Source organism: Halorubrum sp. DM2, from assembly GCF_901686465.1.
In the GTDB taxonomy this organism is placed as follows: Archaea; Halobacteriota; Halobacteria; order Halobacteriales; family Haloferacaceae; genus Halorubrum.
The window spans coordinates 3,378,548-3,400,587 of the sequence record NZ_LR594487.1; the positions used below are offsets into that span (position 1 = coordinate 3,378,548).

Sequence of the window (22,040 nt, forward strand, 5' to 3'; positions counted from 1 at the left end):
GCGACGGGGTCACGGTTCGGGGGCTCCGTTCGGCTCGAACGCTTCGGCGTGATCGCTGACGAACGCCGAGAGCGACCGCGGGGGACGGCCGAGCACGCGTTCGGCGTCGCGGCTGACCCGGCCGGCGAGGCCGAGGCGCGCGGTCGTGTAGATGACCGCCTGTGCGAGCGCGAACGACGGCGAGACGCCGCGGCGGGTCGACGCGACGACGAACTCGACGAGCCCCGGGTCGGCGTACGAGATCTCCCGGCCCAGCGCGTCGGAGAAGACCGCCGCGGCCTCCTCGTACGTGAGCGCCGCCGGACCGGTCACGTCGTACGCGCGGTTCCGGTGTTCGGGGCCGACGAGCGCCTCGACGCCGACCGCGGCGACGTCCCTGGCGTCGACGAAACTCGTCTCGCCGCCGCCGGCCGGAACGAACAGCTCGTCCCGCTCGGCGACGTCCGACCGGTGGACCTCGGAGAAGTTCTGCATGAAGAAGGAGGCCCTGAGGAAGGTGTACGAGAATCCGCCGTCTTCGAGGTGTCGTTCGATGCGGCAGTGGGGCAAGATCGGGTTCTTCTCCGCGCCGAGCACCGAGAGGAAGACGACGTGCTCGACGCCGACCCGCTCGGCCGCGTCGACGGCCGGCGTGATGTGCCGGTGAACGCGAGCCATCTCCGGCGGTCGGATTAAAAAGAGCGCGTCGACGCCCTCGAAGGCCGCCCCCCACGTCTCGGGTCTCTCGAAGTCGAACTCGATCGGCTCGACTGCCCCCGGCAGCGACTCGCGGGCCCGATCGACGGACCGCACTCCGGCGCGGACCGCGGCGTCGATGTCGGTCGCCGCGTCGACCTCCCCGAGTCCCCGCGCGACGTGGCCGCCGACGGTCCCGGTCGCGCCGGTGACGAGTATCGACCTCGTCACCGGTCGGCCCTCCAGTAGACGAGCGCGCCGACCGACGCCGCGGCGACGACCACGTGCATCGCCATGAGGACGACGACGGCGAGCGGGGTCGCGGCCGGGTCGACCGCGAGCAGCGCGAGGTCGGGAACGAACGAGACGAGCAGGACGCCGGCGGCGATCCGGAGAAACGTCGGTTCGGGGTCACTGACGAACCGACCGAGGAGCCGGTAGACGACGGTCGCCCCGACCGCGCCGACCGCCGACAGGAACGCGACGGGCGGGACCGTCAGCGCGCGGAGGTCGGGGGCGACGGCCAGCGCGTCCGCGGCGAGGACGAGCGCCACGTTTGCGAGGACGGCGAGCGCGACGGTGAGCGCGCCCCGCACCGGGAGGGACGGCGAACGAGGGGCGTCGTGCGCGCGGGTCATCGCGCGTCCGTCACCTTCGGCATCTCGCCGACGTACAGGTCGTCTTCGAGGCAGTCGAGCACGAAATCGGCGACGTTCGCGCGGGCGGCGGCGTCGCCCACCCCGAGTCCGAGGTCGCCCCCGTGTTCGAACTCGCCGGTGTGGTCGCCCTCCGTGAGCCGCGGCGCGCGGACGACGGTCCACCTGCGGTCGCCGGCTCTGACCAGTTCGACGTGGTCGCGGGCGTCTTCGAGCGCCGCTCGGGCCAGTAGCTTCAACAGCGCTCCCATCACCTTCCCGCCGAGCGTCACCGACTCGCCTTCCTCGCGGACGGCCGCGCCGACCAGCGTCACGAGCCGCTCGACGTCGTGTTCGTCCATCGCCGCGAGCAGGTGGCCGGCGGCGACGGTCAGCAGGTCTTCGGGGCCGTCGGAGGTCTGCCCGAGGACGCTGACGACGGCGTCGACCGGGTCGCCGTCGCCGCCGACCGCCCGCGCGACGTCCGCGGCGTCGGTCACGTCCCCCTGAATCACGGTGACCCGAGCGTCTTCTCGGACCCCCGCGGAGAGCCTCGCCGGGTCCCGGGCGAAGGCGACGACTTCGTGGCCGCGTTCGAGCGCCTGTTCGACGAGCGGACCCCCCGTCCGACCGGTCGCACCGAATACTACGATACGCATACCGGGTAGACGCCGGCAGATCGGATATAGATGTGACTTCGAATATTCGAAGTGTAGACCTCTTAGCGGCTGATAGACCAAAGATACAATATCACAAGTGTTCAGCTCCGGACGAGGATGACAGGATCCAGCGATCCGCCCGACATACCCGGACTGAGCGCCGGACTGTCCCGAGAGGAGGCCGTCGCCCTGCGCGAGTCGTTCGACGACGAGGAACGGGAGCGCATCGACCGCACGGTCGCGGAACTGCTTGACCTCCTCGGCAAGACCCACACGATGGCGGTGTTGAGCGCGTTCGCGTTCGCCGAGGGACCGCTCCGGTTCAGCGACCTCGAATCCGAACTCGACGTCCCGCCGAACACCCTCTCGACGCGGCTTCGAGACCTGACCGATGCGGGACTCCTCGACCGACGGGCCTACGACGAGGTCCCGCCCCGCGTGGAGTACACGCCGACCGAGCCGGCGGAATCGCTGTTCCCCGTCTTCGGGCACCTCCACCACTGGGCGATCGAGTACGAACTGTCGCCGTAGTCGTTTCCCGGCGTTCCGCTCCCGTAGCGACGATTCCGGTTCGATGACTCCGTCCCCGACGGCCTCAGTCGTCGTCGCCGAGGATGACGCGGTGGGTCATCGCCTCGGGGTCGAGCACCTCGTCGGCCTCCTCCGCGGTGAGGTACCCCTCGCTGACGGCGACCTCCTTGACGGACTTGTCCTCCGCGAGCGCCTGCTTCGCGACCTTGCTCGCCTTGTCGTAGCCGATCGCGGGGTTCAGCGCGGTCGCGAGCGCCATCGACTGCTCGACGCGCGTCTCGCAGAACTCCTCGTTGGCCTCCAGCTTCGCGACGAAGCGCTCGCCGAACGTCGCGGCGACGTTCGAGAGGATCTCCGCCGATTCGAGGAAGTTGTGCGCGATGACGGGCTTGTAGAGGTTCAGGTCGATCTCGCCGCGCGCCGCGCCCGCCGAGACCGCGGCGTCGTTGCCGACGACCTGCTTGTGGACCTGATTGACCGACTCGGCGACGACCGGGTTGATCTTCCCGGGCATGATCGAGGAGCCGGGCTGGTTCTCCGGCTGTTCGACCTCGCCGAGCCCGTTCCGGGGACCGGAGGCGAGCAAGCGGAGGTCGTTGGCCATCTTGTTGAGGCTGCCGGCGATCGTGCGGAGCGCGCCGTGACCCTCGCTCATCGCGTCGTGGGCGGCCTGTGCCTCGAAGTGGTTCTCGGCTTCGCGGAACTCCGTCCCGGTCTCGTCGGAGATGTACTCCGCGGCGAGCTCCGGGAACTCGGGGTGCGTGTTGAGACCGGTTCCGACCGCGGTGCCGCCCAAGGCGAGTTCGCGGAGGTTCGACTGGGCGTTCTCGGCGCGTTCGATACCCTTCGCGACCTGCGTGCGGTAGCCGCTGAACTCCTGTCCGAGCCGGATCGGCGTCGCGTCCTGAAGGTGCGTGCGTCCGGTCTTGACGACGCCGTCGAACTCGGTCTCCTTGGCTTCGAGTTCGGCGTGGAGCGTTTCGAGGGCCGGAACGAGGTCCTTCTCGACGGCTTCGAGCGCGGCGACGTGCATCGCCGTGGGGATCACGTCGTTCGACGACTGCCCGTAGTTGACGTGGTCGTTCGGGTGGACGACGCGGTCGCCAATCTCCGCGCCCGCGATCTCGGCCGCCCGGTTGGCGATCACCTCGTTCGCGTTCATGTTCGAGGAGGTGCCCGAGCCGGTCTGGAACACGTCGACCGGGAACTGGTCGTCGTGTTCGCCCGCGATCACCTCGTCGGCGGCGGCGACGATCGCCTCCGCGGTGTCGTCGTCGATCAGCCCGAGGTCGCGGTTCGCCTGCGCCGCCGCCTTCTTGACGACGCCGAGCGCGCGGACGAACCGCCGGCTCATGCCGATCCCCGAGATCGGGAAGTTCTCGACGGCGCGCTGGGTCTGTGCGCCCCAGTAGGCGTCCGCCGGCACCTGCATCTCGCCGAGGCTGTCCTCCTCCGTGCGGTAGTCGTCACCCATGCGCCGACCTTCCCGCGAGACGCTGTAAAAGGTGATGAAACCTGTGAGCGACCGAGAGCTGTGATTCGTGCTACCGTGGAACACGAACTGAGGAGCGCCGGCCTCACTCCGTCCCGTCCCGAAACACGAACGCGAGCGTCATCAGCGACCCGTTGATCCCGAACAGGCCCGCGACCAACAGCCCGAGCGGCGGGTCGTCGCCCGGATACGCGATCAGGAGCGCGAGCGATCCGACGCCGAGCGCGGCCAGTCCGACCGTCAGCGCGGCGTCGGACCACCGGTTCCACGCGTCGTCGAGCGCGGGTTCGAGCCGTGCGAGCGGCCAGTCGGGTTCGGAACCGTCGGCGGCGCGGTCGGCCCGGTCGGCCCGGTCGGCCCGGTCGGTCCAGGGCGTGTCGTCGGCCGCCTCGTCGAGCCACGCGTCGCCCTCGCCGACAGTGCCCTCGACGGCCGCGCCTTCGGAGCCCGCGGCGTCGCTCGCGGGCGACTCGGCGCGACCGAACAGTCGCCGGACCCCGGAGCGTCCGGTGGCCAACAGAAGCGCCGCGGTCCCGACCCCGGCGAGTCCGAGGAGGACGGTCGGGTTGGTGACGCGCGCTTCGAGGGCGAGAAAGAGCGCGACGTACGCCAGTAACGAGATGGCAGCGAGGGTCCCGCGGAGGGCGCGTCGGAGTTCGGATCGCATAGTGTGGGGAGCAGGAGCGCGGTCGGGGTGGAGATCGGGAGCGCGGTCGGGGCGGGGGTTCCCGTCGGGGGTCAGGCCTCGTCGACCGGGAGCAGCCCCGCCTCGCGGAGGGCTTCGTCGAGGCTGCCGTCGCCGTGTTCCGCGTACGCCTCGGGGGTGTATGTCTTGATCTCCAGCGCATGGACCGACTGCGTCATGTGGTCGCCGACCGCGTCGTACACGCGCTGGTGCTGATCGACGAGCGACTCGCCCTCGAAGACGGGCGAGACGACCCACGCCGCGAAGTGGGCGTCCTCGTCCTCGTCCTCGTGGACCCGGGGCGTGGTGACGCGGGCGACCGCGTCGGGGAGGTTCTCCTCGATGAGGGCCGCGACCTCGTCGGGTTCGATGGTCATAGTCCCGCTCGGTCGCGGACGGGCAAAAGTCGACCGGCCCGGACCCAAGGGCGAACTCGGGACTTCCGACCGCGCCTCACCGCTCGAAGACGAGGGCGTAGTGGAACGGCGGCAGATCGACCTCGCGGACGAGGGTCAGGTCCGGCCCGGCCGCCTCGACCGCCTCGCGCGTCGCCACGGGCGACAGGCGGCGGTCGGTCGGCGGCCCGCGCGGCTCGCCGCCGATAACCGTCTCCTCGCGAGGGCGGTCGCGCCAGTTGACGACGACGAACCGGCCGCCGTCGTCGACCGTCTCGGCGATCCCCGCGACGACCGCCTGCGGCTCGGGAATCCCGTGGAACGCGTTCAACAGGAGGGCGACGTCGACCGATTCCGGCAGCAGGCCGGGGAGGTCGCGGGCGTCGCCCTCGACCGTCCGGAGGTTTTCGATCCCCTGCGCGTCCGCGAGCGCGTCGAGTTCGGCGAGCAGGTCTCCGTCGACATCGACGGCGTAGACGGGCCCCGGATCGGCGATCCGCGCCGCCGGGAGGGCGAAGTAGCCGTTCCCGGAACCGATCTCCGCGACGCGGTTACCCGGCTCGACGCCGAGGTCACGGAGGGTCTCTCCGGGCGTCGGCCACACCCGCCCCCACCAGTCCCAGTCCGGCTGGCCGGTGTTCCGAAAGCGCTCCATGCGGTCGGTACTTGGCCGCGGAGTGTTAGGCGTTGCGAGCGCGACCGAACGCGCCGGGGACGGGACGCGGAACGGTCGCCCTCCTTCCGTCACGGTCGACACCGGGAGCGTCTCAGACTCGATCGAGCCGGGAGAGTCCGCGCCATATCGCGTCGACCAGTCGCGTTTCGGGATCGTTGTCGGGTCCGGGACCATCGCCGTCGGATCCCGTGTTTTCCCAGCCGCGGGCCAGCGCGTCCTCCAGCACCGCGAGCGAGTGGTTCTCGAAGTTGTTCATAGCAATTCAAGCCGGAAACCTACGGCTTTAGCCGTGGGAGGAAGCCGACGTGGTGGGAAACAGCCACCGAGAAACGACAGTTTGACTCCCCCACGCTACCGTAGTACTTATAAATTTATACCTACTTTTATGAAGTATGGCGGAGGTGCGTCGCACGGTCGTCGTCAAACTCGACGTCGACGACAGCGACGCGACTCTCCTCCACGAAACCATCGAGGAGTATCTGTGGGCGTGTAACTACGTCGTCCAAGACGCATGGCAGGACGACTACAAACCTACATCCAAGAACAAACTCCACGACCGGACGTACTCTGACGTGCGCGAACAGACGCGCCTCCAAGCGAATCTCGTTCAATCCGCACGCAACCGCGCCGCCGAAGCCATTAAAGGCGTTATCGCCCGCTGGCAGGACGGCAAGAAAGCGTCGCAACCGCACTTCACGACGCCTTCCGTCCGGTACGACAAACGAAGTGCGACGTTCCACGACGACCACGTCTCCCTCTCCACGGTGAGCGGACGTATCGAAGCTGAATACGTCCTCCCGCCGGCGGGAGACAACCCACAAACGAAGTACCTCTGTAACGACGAGTACGAGGTCACGGATGCGACGCTTCAGTACCGCGACGCGACGGACACCTTTTTCCTCCACATCGGAACGAAGGCCGACGTGGAGTCCGAAATACCGGAGGAAGGCGACGCCGAGAACAGCACAGTCCTCGGCGTCGACCTCGGTATCGAACAGATCGCCGTCACGTCGACCGGACAGTTCTGGAGCGGCGGCTACCTCACCCACCGTCGTCAAGAGTACGAGCGCGTCAGTGGCGATCTACAGCGGACAGGTACGGAGTCAGCCCACCGAACGATCGAACGAATGGGGGACCGAGAGACGCGGTGGGTAGAGGATTACCTCCACCGTATCTCGAAAGCTATCGTCCAAGAAGCCGTCGCGCACGGGTGTGACCGGATAGCGTTCGAGGAGTTAACGGACATCCGCGACCGGATGCCGGGTGTAAAGAAGTTCCATGCGTGGGCGTTTCGACGCCTGTACGACTACGTGGCGTACAAGGCGGAAGCGGAAGGTATCGACACCACACAGGTAGACCCGGCGTACACGTCCAAGCGGTGTTCGAAGTGCGGGACGACGCTAGACGAGAACCGCCGGTCGCAAGCGAAGTTCTGTTGCCAGAAGTGCGGCTACGAGGTCAACGCAGATTACAACGCGGCGAAGAACATCGGATTTCGGCTACTCCGTGCGGAGCAAAAGTCTCCGCACGGAGGGGCGATCAGTCACCTCGCCCTCAAGTCGGGGACGCTGAACGTGAACGGCGGCTACTCGCCTGCCTCTGAATAGAGGCCAGAACGGGAGTCCACCGACAAGCACACCCCTTTAGGGGTGGGTTGGTGACCCCGCGGAACGTCTCCAGCGCCTCGTGGGTCTCCTCGCCGAACTCGGCGGTGGGTTCCCCCGTGTAGAAGCCGAGGTCCGCGAGCGCCGACTCGACCGCGACGGCCGCCTCACCGGTCAGTTCCCGCGTCTCCTCGGGAGCCTCGCGTTCGAGAAGCGTCACGTCGTATATCTTGAACACGCGTTCCAACTCGTCTATCGGGCGCTCGTGGTCGTCGACGCGCACGTCGACCCAGCGGTCGTTTCTCCCGTCGTAGCCCCCCTCGGGCTTGGCGACGTACAGCGCCGCCGACTGCTCGCCGCGCCTGTCGCCGCCGGCCTCGTTGCCGGCGTGGAGCGCGGCGATGAGCCGCTCCGGGAGGCCGCCGTCGGTCTCCTCGAACGCCTCGGCCATCGCGTCGAGGGTGTCGACGTTCTCTAAGATGTTCCCCTGAACCGTGTAGTGGTCCCCCTGTCGGTCGCCGGCGTGGTCGTGGCACTCGTCCCCGGTGAACGCCGCGGGGTCGTCGTCCGGGTCGACGCCGACGACGCCCACCTGCCGGGAAGGGGCCTCGTCGTCGTCGACCGTGAGGCGGTCGATCGCCTCGGCCGGAGCGTGGCCCTCGCGGAGCAGGTCGAGTCCGTCGGGACCGTACGCGACGTTCGCGAAGCTCTGCGTGGCGACCGCGCCGGCGTCCGCGCTCACGAACGGGACGACGGCACCGACGCCGACGAACTTCGACTGGACGGCGACGCCGACCGCGTCCGTCTCGGGGTCGCGGGCGGCGATCGAGAAGGTCGAGAGTCGAGGTGGCATACGGAAGCAAACGCGTGTCGCCGCGATCATAAAGCCGCCGTCCGCGTCACCGGGCCGGCGTCGAATAGCTACCCTTCGGCGTCACTCGGCCGGCTCGGCCTCGGGCTCGGCCGCCGCGTCCGTCACGTGGATCCGGTCGGCCTCCACGTCCTCGTAGGTCGCGCCCCAGCCGCCGACCGTCCACCGTCGGTCGCCGTCGTCGACGACCACGGAGGCGGTGCCCGTCAGCGCCATCACGCTCGGGGCGCGGTCGTCGCGCCCGTCGCCGTCCGAGAGGTGTTCGGCGTCGACGACCTCGCCGGAGAGCGTCACGGAGCGGTCGCTGTCCGTCTCGCGGCCCTCGATCTCGACCCGGAGGGGTTCCTCGCCGCGGATCCGGCTGCGGTTCTCCAGCAGGAACTGCCGGATGTCCGCGTACCGCTTGGATCCGGCCGCTCCGGCCTCGTACGCGACGGGCGAGGGGAGCCACATGAAGAGGAGGAAATGCCAGAAGAAGACGTACGTGAACGACCGGTTGCGGAGGATCAGCCCGTAGTCCTCGACCGCGGCGGGGTTCGGCGCGAACGCCGTCCGGCGGAGGTCCGAGGTGAGCACGAACGGCGCGGGACGGGAGAGGCGGTGCGCGACGTTCACGGCCCCCTCGTAGTCCGCGTCGTCGAGGGACTCGTCGCCGTCGCGGTCGAGGACCGTGACGTTGACCGTGACGCCGCGGTCGCGCGCGTCGACGAGGTCGCCGCGCAGCGCGTCGAACTGCTCGCGGGTGAGCGCCGCGTGGACCTGCGTGTCGGCGTCGCGGACGAACGTGCGGGCCGCTTCGAGGACCGTGTCGAACCGCTTGACGATGCTGACCGTCTGGGTGTCCAGCGTCGGCCGCTCGTAGCGCTCCTCGATCTCCGCGGCGGCCGATTCGAGCGCGCTCGCGCGGTCCGTGAGCCCCGAGACGATGGTCTCGGGGTCGGTCGCGCGCGCCTGAAACGTCTCCTGTTCGTACAGCTCCACGTACCCGAAGTCGTCGAGGTCGCGGAGGACGTCGTAGATCCGCGCGTCGGGCACGTCGCTGGCCTGCGCGACTTCGGTCGCCGACGCCGTCCCCAGTTCGAGGAGCGTGACGTACGCGTTCGCCTGATAGTAAGAGAGGTCCGCGGCCTGGAGCGTCTCCAGGAGTTCCTCGGTGTCCATGACGATCGATTAACTACCTCTGTGTATAAAAATCATCGAGACGGATCTAGGGAGGAACGGACGCCGTCCGGCCCGTCACTCCACGTCGGGGTACGGGACCGGCCCGTCGAGGAGCGGGTCGTCGGTCGATTCCATCCACGCCTCCAGTTCGTCGCGGAGCCGGTCGAGCGCGTCGACGTGGGCGGGGTCCGGGTCGCTCGCCTCCGCCGCCGTCTCGAACGGCTTCTTGTCGGAAGCGAGGTTCTCCGACTCGTGCGGGTCGGCTTCGAGGTCGTACAGCTCCTCGGCCGGGCGCTGCGGGACGTGGAACTCCTCGTGGACCTCGCGGCCCGAGGCCGTGGGGGCGACGTCCATCGGGACGAACACCCTCGGGAGCACGGAGAAATTGCGGACGTACTTGTACCGCTCCGTCCGGACCGCGCGGATCGGGTTGTACCGGTCGTGCCACGTCATCTCGGCGAAGATCCGGTCGCGGCCGTCGTGGGAGTCACCGCGGAGCAGCGGCGCGAACGACTCGCCGGAGACCCCCGTCGGCGGGTCGATCCCGAGCAGGTCCAGCATCGTCGGCGTGAAGTCGACGTTGGTGACCAGGTCGTCGTGGACCTCGCCGCCCTCGACCGCGCCCGGCCGGTGGATCAGGAGCGCGGTCTCGATCCCCGGGTCGTAACAGGTGCCCTTCGCTCGGGGGAGCGCCAAGCCGTGGTCGGTCGTGAACACGAACACTGTCTCCTCGGCCAGCCCGGCGTCCGCGAGCGACTCGCGGTAGCGGCCGACCGCCGGGTCGAGCACCTCGGAGACGAGCGCGTCGAGGTCGGCGGCGTCCTCGCGGACCCCCGGCGCGTCCGGGAGGTACGGGAAGTCGTCGAGGTCGACCGCGTCGGGGTCGGCGTCGTCGTACGTCCCCTCGGGGAGGTACTCCCGGCGGAACGGGCGGTGCGGCTCCTCGATGCCGATGGAGACGAAGAAGGGATCGTCGGCGTCGGCGCGCTCGGCGAGGAAGTCGTCGACGACGTCGACGAGTTCGAGCGCGCACTTCGTCCCGCTGTCGACGTACTCGTACCCCAGCCGCTCCGGCTCGTCGGGGACCTCGTGTTGGAAGCCGAGCAGGGCGGTGTCGTACCCCGCCGCCCGGAGGTGTTTCGGGAGCGTGTCCCAGTCGTCTCCGAGCGCCCAGCCCATGTGTGCCAGCCCCATGACGCCGTTCTCGTGGGGGTAGTAGCCGGTCATCATGCTGGACCGGCTGGGCGAACACTGCGGGGCCGAACAGAAGCTGTTCGCCATTCGGACGCCGTCGGCCGCGATCCGATCGATGTTCGGCGTGTCGACGTCGGCCCCGTAACAGCCGAGCTGCTGCCCGAGGTCGTGACAGTGAACCAGCACTACGTTCGGACGACGCGTCGAGTCGGCGGACGGGTCGGCTTCGACCGTCATGTCCCCATCAACCGCCGAGACGCCAATAAATAGCGGTGGTCACCGATCGCGTCGCACCGGTTGAGATTAGTGACTATAGCGGTAATTAATAAGCAAATTTGAAGTAATTGGGACCGAAGGATGGGAACGACATGTCCGATGATCGATCCTGTACTACGCGGCGGGGCGTACTGAAGACGACCGGAACCGCGTCGGTGCTGGGGAGCGTCGCACTCGCCGGTTGTTCCGGCGGCGGATCCGACGGCGGGGACGGCGGGGACGGGGGTGACGACGGAGCCAGCAGCCTCGAAATCACGGGCGTCTGGTCCGGCGGCGAGCAGGAGTCGTTCAGCAAGGTGATGGACTTCGTGGAGGAGTCGACGGGAATGAGCTTAGAGTACTTCCCGCGCGACACCGACAGCCTGCTCACCGGGACGCTGATGGACTACGAGTCCGGCGTCGCCTCCGCGGACATCGTCGTGATGCCCTCGCCGGCGCGGATCATCTCCGACGCGCAGAACGGCCACCTCGCACCGGTGGGCGACGCGTGGGACCCCGAGAACTTCGCGGTCGACCCGTCGCGGGTGACCGTCGACGGCGAGGTGTACGCCGCGCCGTTCAAGATGGACCTCAAGCCCGGCTTCTGGTACCGGAAGTCGTTCTTCGACGAGCACGGCCTCTCGGAGCCGGAGAGCTACGACGAGTTCCTGACGCTGCTCGACGAGATCGCGGCCATCGACGGGGTCGACGCCCCGATCGCCTCCGGGAACGGGACCGGGTGGCCGCTCAGCGACCTCACCGAGGGCTTCCTCATGCGGCAGGACGACGGCGCGTCGCTCCAGCAGGGCCTCATCGACGGCGACGCCTCTTTCACCGACGACCGCGTCGCGACCGCCTTCGACGAGATCAAGGCGCTCCACGAGGAGGGGCACTTCAGCCAGACGCGCGACTTCGGCGTCCAGTACGAGTACTTCTGGGACAACAGCCTCCCGCTGTACTTCATGGGGTCGTTCACGCCGGCGCAGGACGCGGTTCAGGATCCCTCGGACCTCGGCGTCTTCCGGCTCCCCGGCGTCGACGGCATCTCCTCGTCGGTCAACTGGTTCACCGTCCCGACGTACTCGGACAACGTCGACGCCGCCCGCGAGGCGCTGAGCTCGTTCGTCTCCGCCGAGGGCCAGCAGGTGTGGGTCGAGGACGGCGGGTTCATCGCCTCCAACACCGAGGTGCCAGACGACGCCTACGAGATCGAGGTCATGGCGAACCTGCCCGACCTCGCCGCCGAGGTGACGGTCGTGCCCGACCTCGACGACGCGCTCGGGAACCCGTTCCAGCAGGAGTTCTGGTCGGTGCTCAAGGGCCTGTGGGCCACGCCCGACACCGCGACGGAGGAGATCACGAGCGCGCTCGACGACGCGCATCAGGAGACGCTTAACGACTGACCATGTCGTCGACGTCGACCACGGACGACCGAAGCGACCGCCGCGGGTCGCTGGCGCAGATGTTCGACCCCGAGGAGCTTCGCCGCCGGAACCTCGTCTCGCTCGGGATGGACGTGCTCATCCTCGCGACGACTGGCCTCCTCGCGATCCTGTTCACGATGGGGTTCTGGCCGGCGGCCATCGGCGCGATCCCGATGATCACGCTGCTGTACTTCGGCTGGGCCTCCTCGAAGGCGTTCTTCGTCGCGCAGGTCCTCGCGATCGGTGTCGCGCTGCTCGGTACCGTGACCGGCGTGTTGCCGTACTGAGTCGGAAGGATTCGCGGTCGGTTTCCCGCGACACCGGTCACACGCCGAGCGCGACCGAGAGCAACGCGGCGGCGAACGCCCATCCGGTCCCCGTCCACGACAGCACGAAGAACGCCTCGCGTGCGCTCGCCTCCGTCCAGTCGGAGGAGACATCGAGACGTGCTTGGAGTCCCTCGATGGTCCGGCCGAGACCGACCGCCGTCGACCACGCGGTGACGCCGAACCCGAGGACTAACGCACCGAGCGCGAACGAGGTGTCCGTGGCCGGCTTCGGCGGCCAGAACGCGAGTAGTCCCGCGGAGACGACGGCCCCGACCACAGCGCCGACCACCGCCCATCGAACCGCACCGAAGACCAGCGTTCGGTAGCGGACGCGGCGAGACCGCGATATCGGGAGCGAGGAGTCAGTCAACGGTGTCTCGCATCCGCGGGTCCAGCGCGTCGCGCATCCCGTCGCCGAGGAGGTTGAACCCCAAGACGGTGAGCGCGAGGAACAGTCCGGGGAAGAACGACCACCACCACGCGCCCGAGAAGAGCCCCCGTTCGACGCCCTCCGAGAGCATCATTCCCCACGACGGGTCGCCGGGGCTCGCCCCGAACCCGAGGAACGACAGGGCGGCGATGTCGATGATAGCGAGACCGTAGTTCAGCGTCGACTGGACCGTGATCGGTGCCAGACAGTTCGGGAGCACGTGCCGGATCAGCAGCCGCGGGTCGGTCGCCCCGAGCGCGTACGTCGCGTCGATGTACTCGTCCTCTAAGACCTTCAGCGCCGCCCCGCGGACGACGCGGGCGAACCGCGGCGTGTACACGAGCGTGAGCGCGGCGACGGCGCGCCACAGCCCCAGCGACTCCGGGAAGATGGTAACGAGCGCGAGCGCCAACAGGAGCGAGGGGAACGACAGCAGCACGTCCATCGTCCGCATGATGACGTTGTCGGTCAGGTCGCCGTAGTACGCCGCGACGACCCCGGCGGCGATCCCGAGGACCGTCGACGCCAACACGGTCGCCGTCCCGAACTTCAGCGCGTACCAGGCACCGTACAGCACTCGGGGGAAGATGTCGCGCGCCTGTCCGTCGGTCCCGAACCAGAACTCCGTGCTGGGTGCCGCCTGGGTCGGGTTCGCGTTGAACATCGTGTCGACGATCGCGTCGAGTTCGTACGTGAGCCGGGCGTAGATCGCCACCGCGAACATCGTCCCGATAATCAGTAGCCCGAACACGGCGATGCGGTTCGAGAGCAGCTCCTGAAGGAACGGACTGGCGCGGAGCCGCTCGACGACGTTCCGTTCGACGTCCGACGACTGTGGTGTTTCGGTGCTCATTGGTCGATCCGGGGGTCTAGAACCGAGTAGGTGATGTCCACGAAGAGGTTCACGAGCGTGTACATGAACGCGAAGACGAGGACGGTAGCCTGTACGACCGGGTAGTCGCTCTGTTCGATGGCGGTGACGAGGAGCGTGCCGATCCCGTTGATCTCGAAGACCGTCTCGGTCAGGACCGACCCGCCGAGGAGCGATCCGAACTGGATCCCGATGATGGTGATGACCGGGATGAACGCGTTCCGAAGCCCGTGTTTCAGCACGGTGATCTTCTCGCCTTGCCCTTTCGCGCGTGCGGTCCGCATGTAGTCTTGGCGGATGACTTCGAGCATCGAGGACCGCATCATCCGGGAGATGAACGCCATCGAGTAGATGCCGAGCACGACGACGGGCATCAGCAGGTGGGTGGCCGCGGACCGGAACGCCTCGACGTTCCCTTCGATCAGCGTGTCGACGAGGATCAGTCCCGTCGTGGTGTCGACGAAGTACGACGAGGATATCCGGCCGCTCGTCGGGAGCACCCCCAGAATCTGTGCGAAGAGCAGGATCAGCAGCGGCCCGCTCCAGTAGATCGGGACGCTGATTCCGGCGAGCGCGCCGACGCGCGTGAAGTGGTCGGTCAGCGTGTCCTGTTTCACCGCGCTCAATATTCCCAGCGGGAGTCCGAACAACAGCCCCGCGATCTGACCGAGGATAGCCAGCTCGATGGTGATCGGCAGACGGTTCACGAGGATCGAGCGAACCGGCGTCCCGCGCTGGATCTGGTAGGACTGTCCGAACTCGAGCGTGGCCGTCTCGCGGAGGAACCGCAGGTACTGTTCCCAGAGCGGATCGTCTAACCCGAGGTTCGACCGAACCTCTTCGACGAACTCTTGGCTCGCCCGCTCGCCCGCGATGGTCAGCGCAGGATCGCCGGGAGAGAGGTGGAGGATCGCGAAGACGACCGTCGCGACGCCGAACAACACCGGCCCTAGCAACAGGAGTCGTTTCGCGACGAACCGCTTTGATACCATTTACAGGAACCCGTATTTTCAAACGGCTAAAAACTTCCCGTCACCGGGGGTCGTTCGTCCCGTTCGCGGTCGGACTCACTCCACTTCGACGAGGTGGAGGTGCGGACCGCCGATCGCGGACACCGTGTAGTTGCTCACGGCCGTCCCCACGCCGCGGATCTCGTCGGCGTAGTCGATGTACACCCACGGGGCCTCGTCGCGGGCGATCTGTGCCGCCTCGTGGTAGAGGTCCGCGCGGCCGTCCTGGTCGGCCGTCTGCTGGGCCTCCTCGATGAGGTCCATGTACTCCTGGTTCGCCCACGCCGCGCGGTTCGAGGTGTTGAACCCCTCCGTCTCCCAGTCCACCCAGTCCTGTCCGTCCGGGGACTCTACCTGCGGGTGAAGCAGCACGTAGTAGAAGTTGTCCGGGTCGGCGTTGTCCGTGTACCAGCCGGACAGCGAGGCGTCGTGATTGCCCTCTCCGGTGTAAGTCAGGTAGTCGGAGAACTGGCGGTCGTCGATCTCGACCTCGATGCCGATCTCGCCGAGGTTGGTTCGGATCGTCTCCGCGGTGGGGAGCGGCGCGGGGTTGTAGCCGCGAGCGTTCTGGAACGTCGTGAGCTGGAACGAGAAGCCGTCCCCGTAGCCGGCCTCCTCCAAGAGGCTCTGTGCCTGATCGAGGTCCTGCGGATAGGGGTCGATGTCGTCGTTGTGGCCGAACAGCGCCGGCGGACACGGCTGGTCGGCCTGCGTCGCGATCCCGTCGTAGACCTCCTCGACTATCGACTGCGTGTCGATAGCGTAGCTGATCGCCTGCCGGACGCGAGCGTCGCGGAACGCCTCGACGCGGGACTGGTTGAACACCATGTAGCCGATGTTGATCCCTTGGCCGCTGACGACCTCCGCGCTGTCGGCGTTCTCGACGGTGCTGATCGTCGACGGGTCGAGGTTGTCGATGATCTCGAGTTCCTCCTCGACCAGCGCCTGCGCACGCGTGGAATTCTGCCCGCGTTCGATGAACAGCAGTTCGGTGATCTGCGGACCGTCTCCCCAGTAGTCCTCGTTCGGCGTCAGCCGGATGCGACCGTTCGCGTTGTCGAGTTCGTCCAACTGGAACGGCCCGGTCCCGTTGGCGTCGCCGTTGAAGTCGAAGCCGCTCTCGATGTCGTCCTGCGAGAGGACGACCGCCGCGAACATCGCGAGGTTCCGAAGGAACGGCGCGTACGGCTGCGTGAGCGTGATGTTGAGCGTGTAATCGCCGTCGGCCTCCACGGAGTCGATCCAGTTTCCGAGCGTGAACGGACCGTAAGCGGACCCCTCCTCGAAGTAGTACTCGTAGTCCTCGTCCGTGAACCGCCGGTACGTGGCGATGAAGTCGGCGGCGGTGAACTCCGTGCCGTCGTCGAACTGAGCGTCTTCGCGCAGCGTGAGGGTGACCTCGGTCCCGTCCATCGACCAGTCGGTCGCGAGCGACTCGGTGATGGCCGCCTCGCCCGGTTCGAAGTCGATGAGCCCGTCGTATATCTGGTTCGTGACCTTCGAGACCTCGCCGCTCGTCGTGTTCTGCGGGTCGAGGGTCTCCGAGTGAGCGCTCCGCCCGTACCTGAGCGTGCCGCCTTCACTCCCGTTCCCGCCCGCACAGCCGGCGAGCGTGCTCGTTGCGGCCGTCGCGACCGTCGCGCTCCCGGCGGCTTTCAGGAAGCTTCGCCGGGGTACCTGGTTGTTATTACCAGACATAGATGTGTCTACTAACACCAACATAGATAACAGTACCGGACGGCTGGGTGTCGGTCAGAAGTGTCAGCGGCTCTCGAAACGGTTCTCGGGACCCGTCTCCCGACCCGTCAGTCCAGTTCCTCGGTGAACAGATGACACGCCGCGGGGTGGTCGTCGTCGCTCAGCGCGGGGTCGCTCCGCTCGCAGACGCTCTCGAAGGTCTCGCGGAGGACTCGTTCGGCGCGCTCCCAGTCGTCGTCGGCCAGCGCGTCGAACGACTCCTCGACGGCGTCTCCGGCCGGTCCCGACAGCGGGCCGTCGAAGAACTCCGCTCGTATCGCCGCGTGGAAGCCGCTCCCGCCGTCGGCGGCGACGCCCCCCGGTGACTCTGCGGCGCTCGCTCGCTCCCGCATCGCCGCGAGGTCGATGTTGCGCGTCTCGACCCGCTGTCGGTAGAACATGACCTCCCGGTAGCGCTCCTGATCGATCGCGAGGTCGTCGGGCGGAATGACCGCCGGACACCGCGTGCGGAAGTGACAGCCGCTGGGGGGATTGATCGGCGAGGGCACGTCGCCTTTGAGGAGGGTCCGGTCTTCGGTCTCGGCGAGCGGGTCCGGCTCCGGAATCGCCGACAGCAGCGCGTTCGTGTACGGGTGTTTCGGCTCGGCGAACAGCTCGTCCGTCGCGGCTATCTCGACGATCTCACCGAGATACATCACCGCGACGCGGTCGGAGATGTGCCGCACGACCGAGAGGTCGTGAGCGATGAACAGATACGTCAGCCCGTACTCGGCCTGAAGGTCCTGCATCAGGTTGATGATCTGCGCTTGGACGGAGACGTCGAGCGCGGACACCGGCTCGTCCGCGACGATGAAGTCAGGGTCGACGGCGAGCGCCCGGGCGATGCCGACCCGCTGCCGCTGCCCGCCGGAGAGCTCGTGCGGGTACCGACCGTACTGACTCCGGTCGAGACCGACCTCATCGAGCAGTTCGAAGACGCGTTCGCGGCGGCGTCCCTCGGCGAGGTCGTGGATCTTCAGCGGCTCCATGACGGTCTGCCCGACGGTCATCCGCGGGTCGAGACTCGACATTGGGTCTTGGAACACCATCTGCATGTCCTTGCGCTTCTCCCGGAGTTCGGTCTTCGAGAGGTCGCCCAAGTCCTCGCCCGCGAACACGACCGTCCCGTCGGTCGGCGGATCGAGGTGGAGGAGGGCCCGTCCGGCCGTCGACTTCCCGCAGCCGGACTCGCCGACCAGTCCGAGGGTCTCGCCGGCGTGAACGTCGAGATCGATACCGTCGACGGCGCGAACGCTCGGCGCGCTCCCGAACACTCGGCTCAAGATTCCCGTCTCCTGTTCGTAGTACTTCCGCATCCCGTCGAGCCGCACGAGCGGCTCCCCGATGTCGTGTTTTGTCGCCGATTGGACGCCGTCAGTGCCGTACTCGTTCTCGTCGAACTCCGGGAGAATACATTTCGACCGGTGGTCGACGTCCGCCCCGCCGTGCTGGAGGAACGGGATCTCTCCCGTCCGGCAGTCCGGCTGAGCCCACGGGCAGCGGTCCGCGAAGTGACACCCGTCGGGCATGTCGATGAGGTCGGGGACGTTCCCCTCGATCGGCGTGAGCCGCTCTTTCTCCTCGGTCGGAATCGACTCCAGTAGGGTGTACGTGTACGGGTGGCTGGGGTCGTGGAATATCTCCTCGACGGGTCCCTCCTCGACGATCTCTCCCGCGTACATCACCGCGACCCGGTCGCAGGTCTCCGCGACCACGCCGAGGTCGTGGGTGATCATCAGCACGGACATCCCGAACTCGTCTTGGAGGTCGTCGATCAGGTCGAGGATCTGCGCTTGGATCGTGACGTCGAGCGCCGTGGTGGGCTCGTCGGCGATGAGCAGGTCGGGTTGACACGCCAGCGCGATCGCGATGAGGACGCGCTGGCGCATGCCGCCGGAGAACTCGTGCGGATACTCTTCGAGCCGCGACATCGCTTCCGGGATCCCCACGTCGGTGAGGATGTCGACGACGTCGTCGATTATCGCGTCGTCGAACTCTCGACCGCCGATCTTGGGGAGGATCTCGCGGATCGCGTTGAGCCACGTGTCCCGCTTGCGCCCCCCGTACCGGTGGAGCCGGAGCGACTCCGCCACCTGCTCACCGACGGTCACCGCCGGGTTGAGCGACGTCATCGGATCCTGAAAGATCATCCCCATCTCGCCGCCGCGGATCTTCCGCATCGCCTCCTCGGGCGCTGCGGTGAGATCGATCACGCCCTCGGAGACGGTGATCGCGTCTGCGGGCGTTCCGCCCCGGAGCTGTTCGCGGGCCTCGGCGTCGACGTAGACGAACCCGTCGACGGCCCCCTCCAGCGCGTCCGTGAGCCCGTCGGCGATGTCCTCGCCCGAACCGTCGGACAGCCGTCCAGCGGCGGCTCTGAGCGTGTCCGCGAGCCCCGCGGGATCGCTCTGGTCCGTGAGGTCGTCGGCGATCCCCCGGAGTTTCCGTGGCGTCGAGGAGACCTCCGTCCCCTCGCGGAGGTCGGCGGCGATCTCCCAGACGGCGTCGATCAGCGCGAACGGATACGACACCACCGCACCGTCGTGGTCGGCGGCGAGGTCGGCGGCGAGGTCGGCCGATCGGAGCGACGCTCGGCCGCCGACGACCTCGCCGGGGCTGTCCACGAGGTCCATCGCGGACAGCGCCGTGACGCTTTTGCCTGATCCAGATTCGCCGACGAGACCGACCGTCTCGCCCTCTTCGATCGTGAGGTCGACGCCGTCGACCGCTTTCACCGCGCCTCGTTTCGTCTTGAACTGCGTCCGGAGACCGGAGAGTGAAAGGAGGTCAGTCACTACACGAGAGACGTTCCGCATCGGAGAAATAGCTTGTGCCCCCTTCGCACGGTTCCCGCGGTGTCCGAGCGCCTGCCAGTAGGTGGACAACGCTTATCTCACATGCTACCGGGCCTCAACGTATGTCCGAAGATCCCGCTACAGACGCAGTTCCCGACGCCCACGCGACCGAGGGCTGGCAGGCCGTCATGGCGGACATGGCCGCGACGGCGGACGCGTACCGCGACCGCGGCTGGACGGCCGTCGAACTACATCCGGGCGATTCCGTCCTCGTCGACTCGGCGGCTCGAACCGGTCTCGACGTCGTCGTTCCCGGTCCAGAGTACGAGGAGTTGGAAGCGATCGCCGGGGAGTCCGAGTTCACCGACGTCGAGACGTTCCGCGCCGAGGAGGGCGGACTGGTGTACCTGCTGATCGTCGAGCGGGATCCGGAGAACGAAACGGCGGTGTTAGTGCCCGCGTACTACGACCCGGGCGGCTCGGAGCCGAAGCTCGACGCGGTCCGAGAGTCCGGCGAATTCGCCCTCTTCTGTCGCCGCCTGAGCGACGAGTACGTCCTGTTCGTTCACACCGACATCGCCCCGTTCCTGCCGGCCGGACTCGCCGACGAGTGATCGGAGCCGATCTCCGTCTCGCGTTCTCGTCTCGAAGGGGGAACTGCGTCGAAAACGGAAACGACGAGCGGCGGCGATCGGGTCAGTCCGCGACCGCGGCCACCATCCCCTGCTTGTAGTACCGCTGGAGCGTGACGAACAGGAGGATGGGGACGATCATCGTCAGCACGGAGCCGGCGGCGACGAGTCCCCAGTCGATCTGGAGCCGACCCTTCATCAGCGGGAGCACCTGCGGCGCGAGCTGGTTCTCCCGCGAGCGCATGAACACGAGGGGAAAGAAGAAGGAGTTCCACACCCACGTGAACTGGATGACGGCCACGGAGACGAGCGCCGGGGCGGAGTACGGCAACACGATCGACTTGAAGATCTGATACCGGGACGCGCCGTCGATCCGGGCGGCCTCCTCTAACTCCTCCGGGAGTCCCAAGAGGAAGTTCCGGAGGAACATGACGACCCACCCCATTCCCCAGCCGATGTGGACGAGGATGAGCCCCATGTACGTGTCGAACAGCCCGGTCGTCCGCAGCGTGTTGTAGTTGCCCATCGCCACCAGCTCGGGCGGCGCGGCCATGACCACGATGAGCAGGAAGAACAGCCCGGTCTTCAGCGGGAAGTCGAAGCGGGCGAACGGGTACGCGACCATCGTGCCGAGCAGCGTCACGGCGAGGACGGACGGGATCGTGACGATCGCGGTGTTCCACATCGCCTGCCGCATCGGGCCGGACTGGAACGTCCACGCGCGGGCGTAGTTCTCGAAGGTGACGGTGAACGTCTCGAAGTTCCACCAGCCTTGAATGATCTGGTCGAGCGGGCGGACGGAGGCCATGAACAGCCCCACGAGCGGGACGAGCCACAGGAGCGCGACGCCGATAGCGACCACGTACCGGAGCGCGCGCGGGCCGCGCGGGACCGACGCGCGGAGGCGCTCGATGGCGCTCCCCTCGGCGGTCGGGGCGGTCTCAGGCGGCTCGTGGTACACGCGCCCGCCGTCGGTCTTCGGCTGGCTGTCGGCGTCGGTCGAGTCGTCTGGGTTGTATGTGTCTGTCATTGTGGGTCAATCCATTGACGCGATGTACCACGCCATCGGGAGCGCGATCACGAGTTCGATGAGGGCGACAACCATCGCCTTGCTGTACTCGATCGGCGTCGAGAACGCGGCCTGGTACACCTCCAGACCGAGCACGGAGAACACCCCGCCCGGACCGCCGGACGGGCCGCCGGCCGCGTAGACGATGGCGAAGATCCGGATCACCCAGATCATGCTCATGATAACGACGACCGCCGTCACGGGCTTGACCAGCGGCCAGATGATGTCCTTGAACCGTCGGAACCGCCCCGCGCCGTCGACGCGGGCGGACTCCAGTAACGCGGGGTCGATCCCAGCGAGCGCGGAGCTGTACAACAGCATGCTAAAGCCCGTTTGGACCCAGACGCCGCCGAGGACGAGCGCGTAGATCGCGATCTGCGGCTCCTGAACCCAGTTCCGAACCAGCGACTCCAACCCGATCGACCGGAGCAGCCCGTTGAAGATCCCGGCCTGCGGGTCGTAGACGAACAGCAGCACCAGCCCGATCACGACCGTGGGCGTCGTGAACGCGAGGAACACCATCGAGCGCAGGATGCTCCGGCCGCGCAGGTCGGCGAAAAGCAGCGCGAGCCCGAGACCGAGGAACGTGCTCAACGGGACGTGAACGACCATCCAGATGATGTTCTGCGGGAGCGCCCCCATCGGGTACTCGAAGGCGAGGAGGTTGCTCCAGTTGATGATCGCGTCGTCCTGGAACGTCGCGATCCACGTCTCGAAGCCCGCGAACTGCGCGATATCGAACCCGTCCCAGGTGAAGAAGCTCCCGACGGCCGAGTACAGCATCGGGCCGACGGAGAAGACGGCGAACAGAGTGAGACCGGGGAGCATGAACACGAGGATCGCCGTGAGCTTCTCGCGGTCCACGTCGCGGTCGAGCCGGTCCTCGAGGTACGATGCGACAGACATGGTG

General features: G+C 67.5%; 22 protein-coding genes and 1 pseudogene. 5 read left to right on the top strand and 18 right to left on the bottom strand.

What is annotated here, in order from left to right:
• Positions 1 to 9 precede the first annotated feature (9 nt).
• From QOL69_RS16880 to QOL69_RS16890, 3 genes are read right to left on the bottom strand one after another with little or no spacing between them, the layout of a single operon-like run.
• Positions 10 to 906 carry an SDR family oxidoreductase gene (locus QOL69_RS16880; protein WP_283404126.1) on the bottom strand — a complete coding sequence of 299 codons (897 nt, stop codon included), beginning with the start codon at positions 904 to 906 and terminating at the stop codon, positions 10 to 12.
• A complete protein-coding gene (locus QOL69_RS16885) occupies positions 903 to 1,313 on the bottom strand; it encodes a DUF6069 family protein (protein ID WP_283404127.1) in 411 nt (136 codons plus the stop codon). Before QOL69_RS16885 ends, QOL69_RS16880 begins: the two co-directional genes overlap by 4 nt.
• Entirely contained in the window at positions 1,310 to 1,969 is a 660-nt protein-coding gene (locus tag QOL69_RS16890) for an NAD(P)-dependent oxidoreductase (protein ID WP_283404128.1), read from the bottom strand. The genes QOL69_RS16885 and QOL69_RS16890 overlap by 4 nt, the downstream gene beginning before the upstream one ends.
• Before the next feature lie 117 nt (positions 1,970 to 2,086).
• Between QOL69_RS16890 and QOL69_RS16895 the strand changes: the two genes are divergently transcribed.
• A complete protein-coding gene (locus QOL69_RS16895) occupies positions 2,087 to 2,500 on the top strand; it encodes a winged helix-turn-helix transcriptional regulator (protein WP_283404129.1) in 414 nt (137 codons plus the stop codon).
• A gap of 64 nt (positions 2,501 to 2,564) precedes the next feature.
• On the opposite strand, the gene QOL69_RS16900 is transcribed toward QOL69_RS16895, so the two are convergent.
• The 5 genes and pseudogenes from QOL69_RS16900 to QOL69_RS16920 form a co-directional block, all read right to left on the bottom strand.
• On the bottom strand, positions 2,565 to 3,974 hold the full coding sequence (locus QOL69_RS16900) for a class II fumarate hydratase (RefSeq protein ID WP_283404130.1): 1,410 nt from the start codon (positions 3,972 to 3,974) through the stop codon (positions 2,565 to 2,567).
• A 103-nt stretch (positions 3,975 to 4,077) separates the two neighbouring features.
• Positions 4,078 to 4,659: a hypothetical protein gene (locus QOL69_RS16905; protein ID WP_283404131.1), complete on the bottom strand. Its 582-nt coding sequence runs from the start codon at positions 4,657 to 4,659 to the stop codon at positions 4,078 to 4,080.
• A gap of 71 nt (positions 4,660 to 4,730) precedes the next feature.
• Positions 4,731 to 5,054 carry a BolA family protein gene (locus QOL69_RS16910; protein WP_283404132.1) on the bottom strand — a complete coding sequence of 108 codons (324 nt, stop codon included), beginning with the start codon at positions 5,052 to 5,054 and terminating at the stop codon, positions 4,731 to 4,733.
• Between the two features lie 76 nt (positions 5,055 to 5,130).
• Complete coding sequence (locus tag QOL69_RS16915; RefSeq protein WP_283404133.1) at positions 5,131 to 5,727, bottom strand: class I SAM-dependent methyltransferase; 597 nt, start codon at positions 5,725 to 5,727, stop codon at positions 5,131 to 5,133.
• A 112-nt stretch (positions 5,728 to 5,839) separates the two neighbouring features.
• Positions 5,840 to 6,004, bottom strand: a pseudogene (locus QOL69_RS16920) (DUF1028 domain-containing protein); the annotation flags it as partial.
• A 136-nt stretch (positions 6,005 to 6,140) separates the two neighbouring features.
• Here QOL69_RS16920 and QOL69_RS16925 point away from each other — a divergent pair.
• Positions 6,141 to 7,355 carry an RNA-guided endonuclease InsQ/TnpB family protein gene (locus tag QOL69_RS16925; protein WP_283404134.1) on the top strand — a complete coding sequence of 405 codons (1,215 nt, stop codon included), beginning with the start codon at positions 6,141 to 6,143 and terminating at the stop codon, positions 7,353 to 7,355.
• Here QOL69_RS16925 and QOL69_RS16930 read toward each other — a convergent pair.
• The 3 genes from QOL69_RS16930 to QOL69_RS16940 form a co-directional block, all read right to left on the bottom strand.
• Positions 7,303 to 8,205: a DUF1028 domain-containing protein gene (locus QOL69_RS16930; protein ID WP_283404135.1), complete on the bottom strand. Its 903-nt coding sequence runs from the start codon at positions 8,203 to 8,205 to the stop codon at positions 7,303 to 7,305. The genes QOL69_RS16925 and QOL69_RS16930 overlap by 53 nt on opposite strands.
• Before the next feature lie 81 nt (positions 8,206 to 8,286).
• Positions 8,287 to 9,384, bottom strand: coding sequence for a TrmB family transcriptional regulator (locus QOL69_RS16935; RefSeq protein ID WP_283404136.1), 1,098 nt, complete (start codon positions 9,382 to 9,384; stop codon positions 8,287 to 8,289).
• Positions 9,385 to 9,459: 75 nt separating this feature from the next.
• The gene (locus QOL69_RS16940; protein WP_283404137.1) at positions 9,460 to 10,815 is read right to left on the bottom strand and encodes a sulfatase family protein; all 1,356 of its coding nucleotides are present in this window, start codon (positions 10,813 to 10,815) and stop codon (positions 9,460 to 9,462) included.
• A gap of 194 nt (positions 10,816 to 11,009) precedes the next feature.
• On the opposite strand from QOL69_RS16940, the gene QOL69_RS16945 reads away from it, so the two are divergent.
• Positions 11,010 to 12,236, top strand: coding sequence for an ABC transporter substrate-binding protein (locus QOL69_RS16945; protein WP_321169517.1), 1,227 nt, complete (start codon positions 11,010 to 11,012; stop codon positions 12,234 to 12,236).
• 2 nt (positions 12,237 to 12,238) lie between these two features.
• Positions 12,239 to 12,544 (top strand): hypothetical protein, encoded by a 306-nt coding sequence (locus tag QOL69_RS16950; protein ID WP_283404139.1) that lies wholly within the window; start codon positions 12,239 to 12,241, stop codon positions 12,542 to 12,544.
• A gap of 37 nt (positions 12,545 to 12,581) precedes the next feature.
• Here QOL69_RS16950 and QOL69_RS16955 read toward each other — a convergent pair whose 3' ends face one another.
• The 5 genes from QOL69_RS16955 to QOL69_RS16975 form a co-directional block, all read right to left on the bottom strand.
• Positions 12,582 to 12,863: a DUF7268 family protein gene (locus QOL69_RS16955; protein ID WP_283404140.1), complete on the bottom strand. Its 282-nt coding sequence runs from the start codon at positions 12,861 to 12,863 to the stop codon at positions 12,582 to 12,584.
• 85 nt (positions 12,864 to 12,948) lie between these two features.
• Entirely contained in the window at positions 12,949 to 13,869 is a 921-nt protein-coding gene (locus QOL69_RS16960) for an ABC transporter permease (protein ID WP_283404141.1), read from the bottom strand.
• On the bottom strand, positions 13,866 to 14,879 hold the full coding sequence (locus tag QOL69_RS16965) for an ABC transporter permease (RefSeq protein ID WP_048076581.1): 1,014 nt from the start codon (positions 14,877 to 14,879) through the stop codon (positions 13,866 to 13,868). The genes QOL69_RS16960 and QOL69_RS16965 overlap by 4 nt, the downstream gene beginning before the upstream one ends.
• A 75-nt stretch (positions 14,880 to 14,954) precedes the next feature.
• Complete coding sequence (locus QOL69_RS16970) at positions 14,955 to 16,595, bottom strand: ABC transporter substrate-binding protein (protein ID WP_283404142.1); 1,641 nt, start codon at positions 16,593 to 16,595, stop codon at positions 14,955 to 14,957.
• A gap of 107 nt (positions 16,596 to 16,702) precedes the next feature.
• On the bottom strand, positions 16,703 to 19,429 hold the full coding sequence (locus QOL69_RS16975; protein ID WP_283404143.1) for an ABC transporter ATP-binding protein: 2,727 nt from the start codon (positions 19,427 to 19,429) through the stop codon (positions 16,703 to 16,705).
• A 188-nt stretch (positions 19,430 to 19,617) separates the two neighbouring features.
• Here QOL69_RS16975 and QOL69_RS16980 point away from each other — a divergent pair, with 188 nt between their 5' ends.
• Positions 19,618 to 20,043, top strand: coding sequence for a DUF7529 family protein (locus tag QOL69_RS16980; RefSeq protein ID WP_195155722.1), 426 nt, complete (start codon positions 19,618 to 19,620; stop codon positions 20,041 to 20,043).
• Between the two features lie 82 nt (positions 20,044 to 20,125).
• Here the strand turns inward: QOL69_RS16980 and QOL69_RS16985 are convergent, their stop codons facing one another.
• Together QOL69_RS16985 and QOL69_RS16990 are read right to left on the bottom strand one after the other, a co-directional pair.
• Positions 20,126 to 21,091, bottom strand: coding sequence for a carbohydrate ABC transporter permease (locus QOL69_RS16985; RefSeq protein ID WP_283404144.1), 966 nt, complete (start codon positions 21,089 to 21,091; stop codon positions 20,126 to 20,128).
• 6 nt (positions 21,092 to 21,097) lie between these two features.
• Positions 21,098 to 22,036, bottom strand: coding sequence for a carbohydrate ABC transporter permease (locus QOL69_RS16990; protein ID WP_283404145.1), 939 nt, complete (start codon positions 22,034 to 22,036; stop codon positions 21,098 to 21,100).
• Positions 22,037 to 22,040: the final 4 nt, after the last annotated feature.

Excerpts from the sequence above, each read along its gene's own strand:
- QOL69_RS16885 (WP_283404127.1), bottom strand. The coding sequence starts at position 1,313 with ATGACCCGCGCGCACGACGCCCCTCGTTCGCCGTCCCTCCCGGTGCGG.
- QOL69_RS16890 (WP_283404128.1), bottom strand. The coding sequence starts at position 1,969 with ATGCGTATCGTAGTATTCGGTGCGACCGGTCGGACGGGGGGTCCGCTC.
- QOL69_RS16895 (WP_283404129.1), top strand. The coding sequence starts at position 2,087 with ATGACAGGATCCAGCGATCCGCCCGACATACCCGGACTGAGCGCCGGA.
- QOL69_RS16900 (WP_283404130.1), bottom strand. The coding sequence starts at position 3,974 with ATGGGTGACGACTACCGCACGGAGGAGGACAGCCTCGGCGAGATGCAG.
- QOL69_RS16905 (WP_283404131.1), bottom strand. The coding sequence starts at position 4,659 with ATGCGATCCGAACTCCGACGCGCCCTCCGCGGGACCCTCGCTGCCATC.
- QOL69_RS16910 (WP_283404132.1), bottom strand. The coding sequence starts at position 5,054 with ATGACCATCGAACCCGACGAGGTCGCGGCCCTCATCGAGGAGAACCTC.
- QOL69_RS16915 (WP_283404133.1), bottom strand. The coding sequence starts at position 5,727 with ATGGAGCGCTTTCGGAACACCGGCCAGCCGGACTGGGACTGGTGGGGG.
- QOL69_RS16925 (WP_283404134.1), top strand. The coding sequence starts at position 6,141 with ATGGCGGAGGTGCGTCGCACGGTCGTCGTCAAACTCGACGTCGACGAC.
- QOL69_RS16930 (WP_283404135.1), bottom strand. The coding sequence starts at position 8,205 with ATGCCACCTCGACTCTCGACCTTCTCGATCGCCGCCCGCGACCCCGAG.
- QOL69_RS16935 (WP_283404136.1), bottom strand. The coding sequence starts at position 9,384 with ATGGACACCGAGGAACTCCTGGAGACGCTCCAGGCCGCGGACCTCTCT.
- QOL69_RS16940 (WP_283404137.1), bottom strand. The coding sequence starts at position 10,815 with ATGACGGTCGAAGCCGACCCGTCCGCCGACTCGACGCGTCGTCCGAAC.
- QOL69_RS16950 (WP_283404139.1), top strand. The coding sequence starts at position 12,239 with ATGTCGTCGACGTCGACCACGGACGACCGAAGCGACCGCCGCGGGTCG.
- QOL69_RS16960 (WP_283404141.1), bottom strand. The coding sequence starts at position 13,869 with ATGAGCACCGAAACACCACAGTCGTCGGACGTCGAACGGAACGTCGTC.
- QOL69_RS16965 (WP_048076581.1), bottom strand. The coding sequence starts at position 14,879 with ATGGTATCAAAGCGGTTCGTCGCGAAACGACTCCTGTTGCTAGGGCCG.
- QOL69_RS16970 (WP_283404142.1), bottom strand. The coding sequence starts at position 16,595 with ATGTCTGGTAATAACAACCAGGTACCCCGGCGAAGCTTCCTGAAAGCC.
- QOL69_RS16980 (WP_195155722.1), top strand. The coding sequence starts at position 19,618 with ATGGCGGACATGGCCGCGACGGCGGACGCGTACCGCGACCGCGGCTGG.
- QOL69_RS16985 (WP_283404144.1), bottom strand. The coding sequence starts at position 21,091 with ATGACAGACACATACAACCCAGACGACTCGACCGACGCCGACAGCCAG.
- QOL69_RS16990 (WP_283404145.1), bottom strand. The coding sequence starts at position 22,036 with ATGTCTGTCGCATCGTACCTCGAGGACCGGCTCGACCGCGACGTGGAC.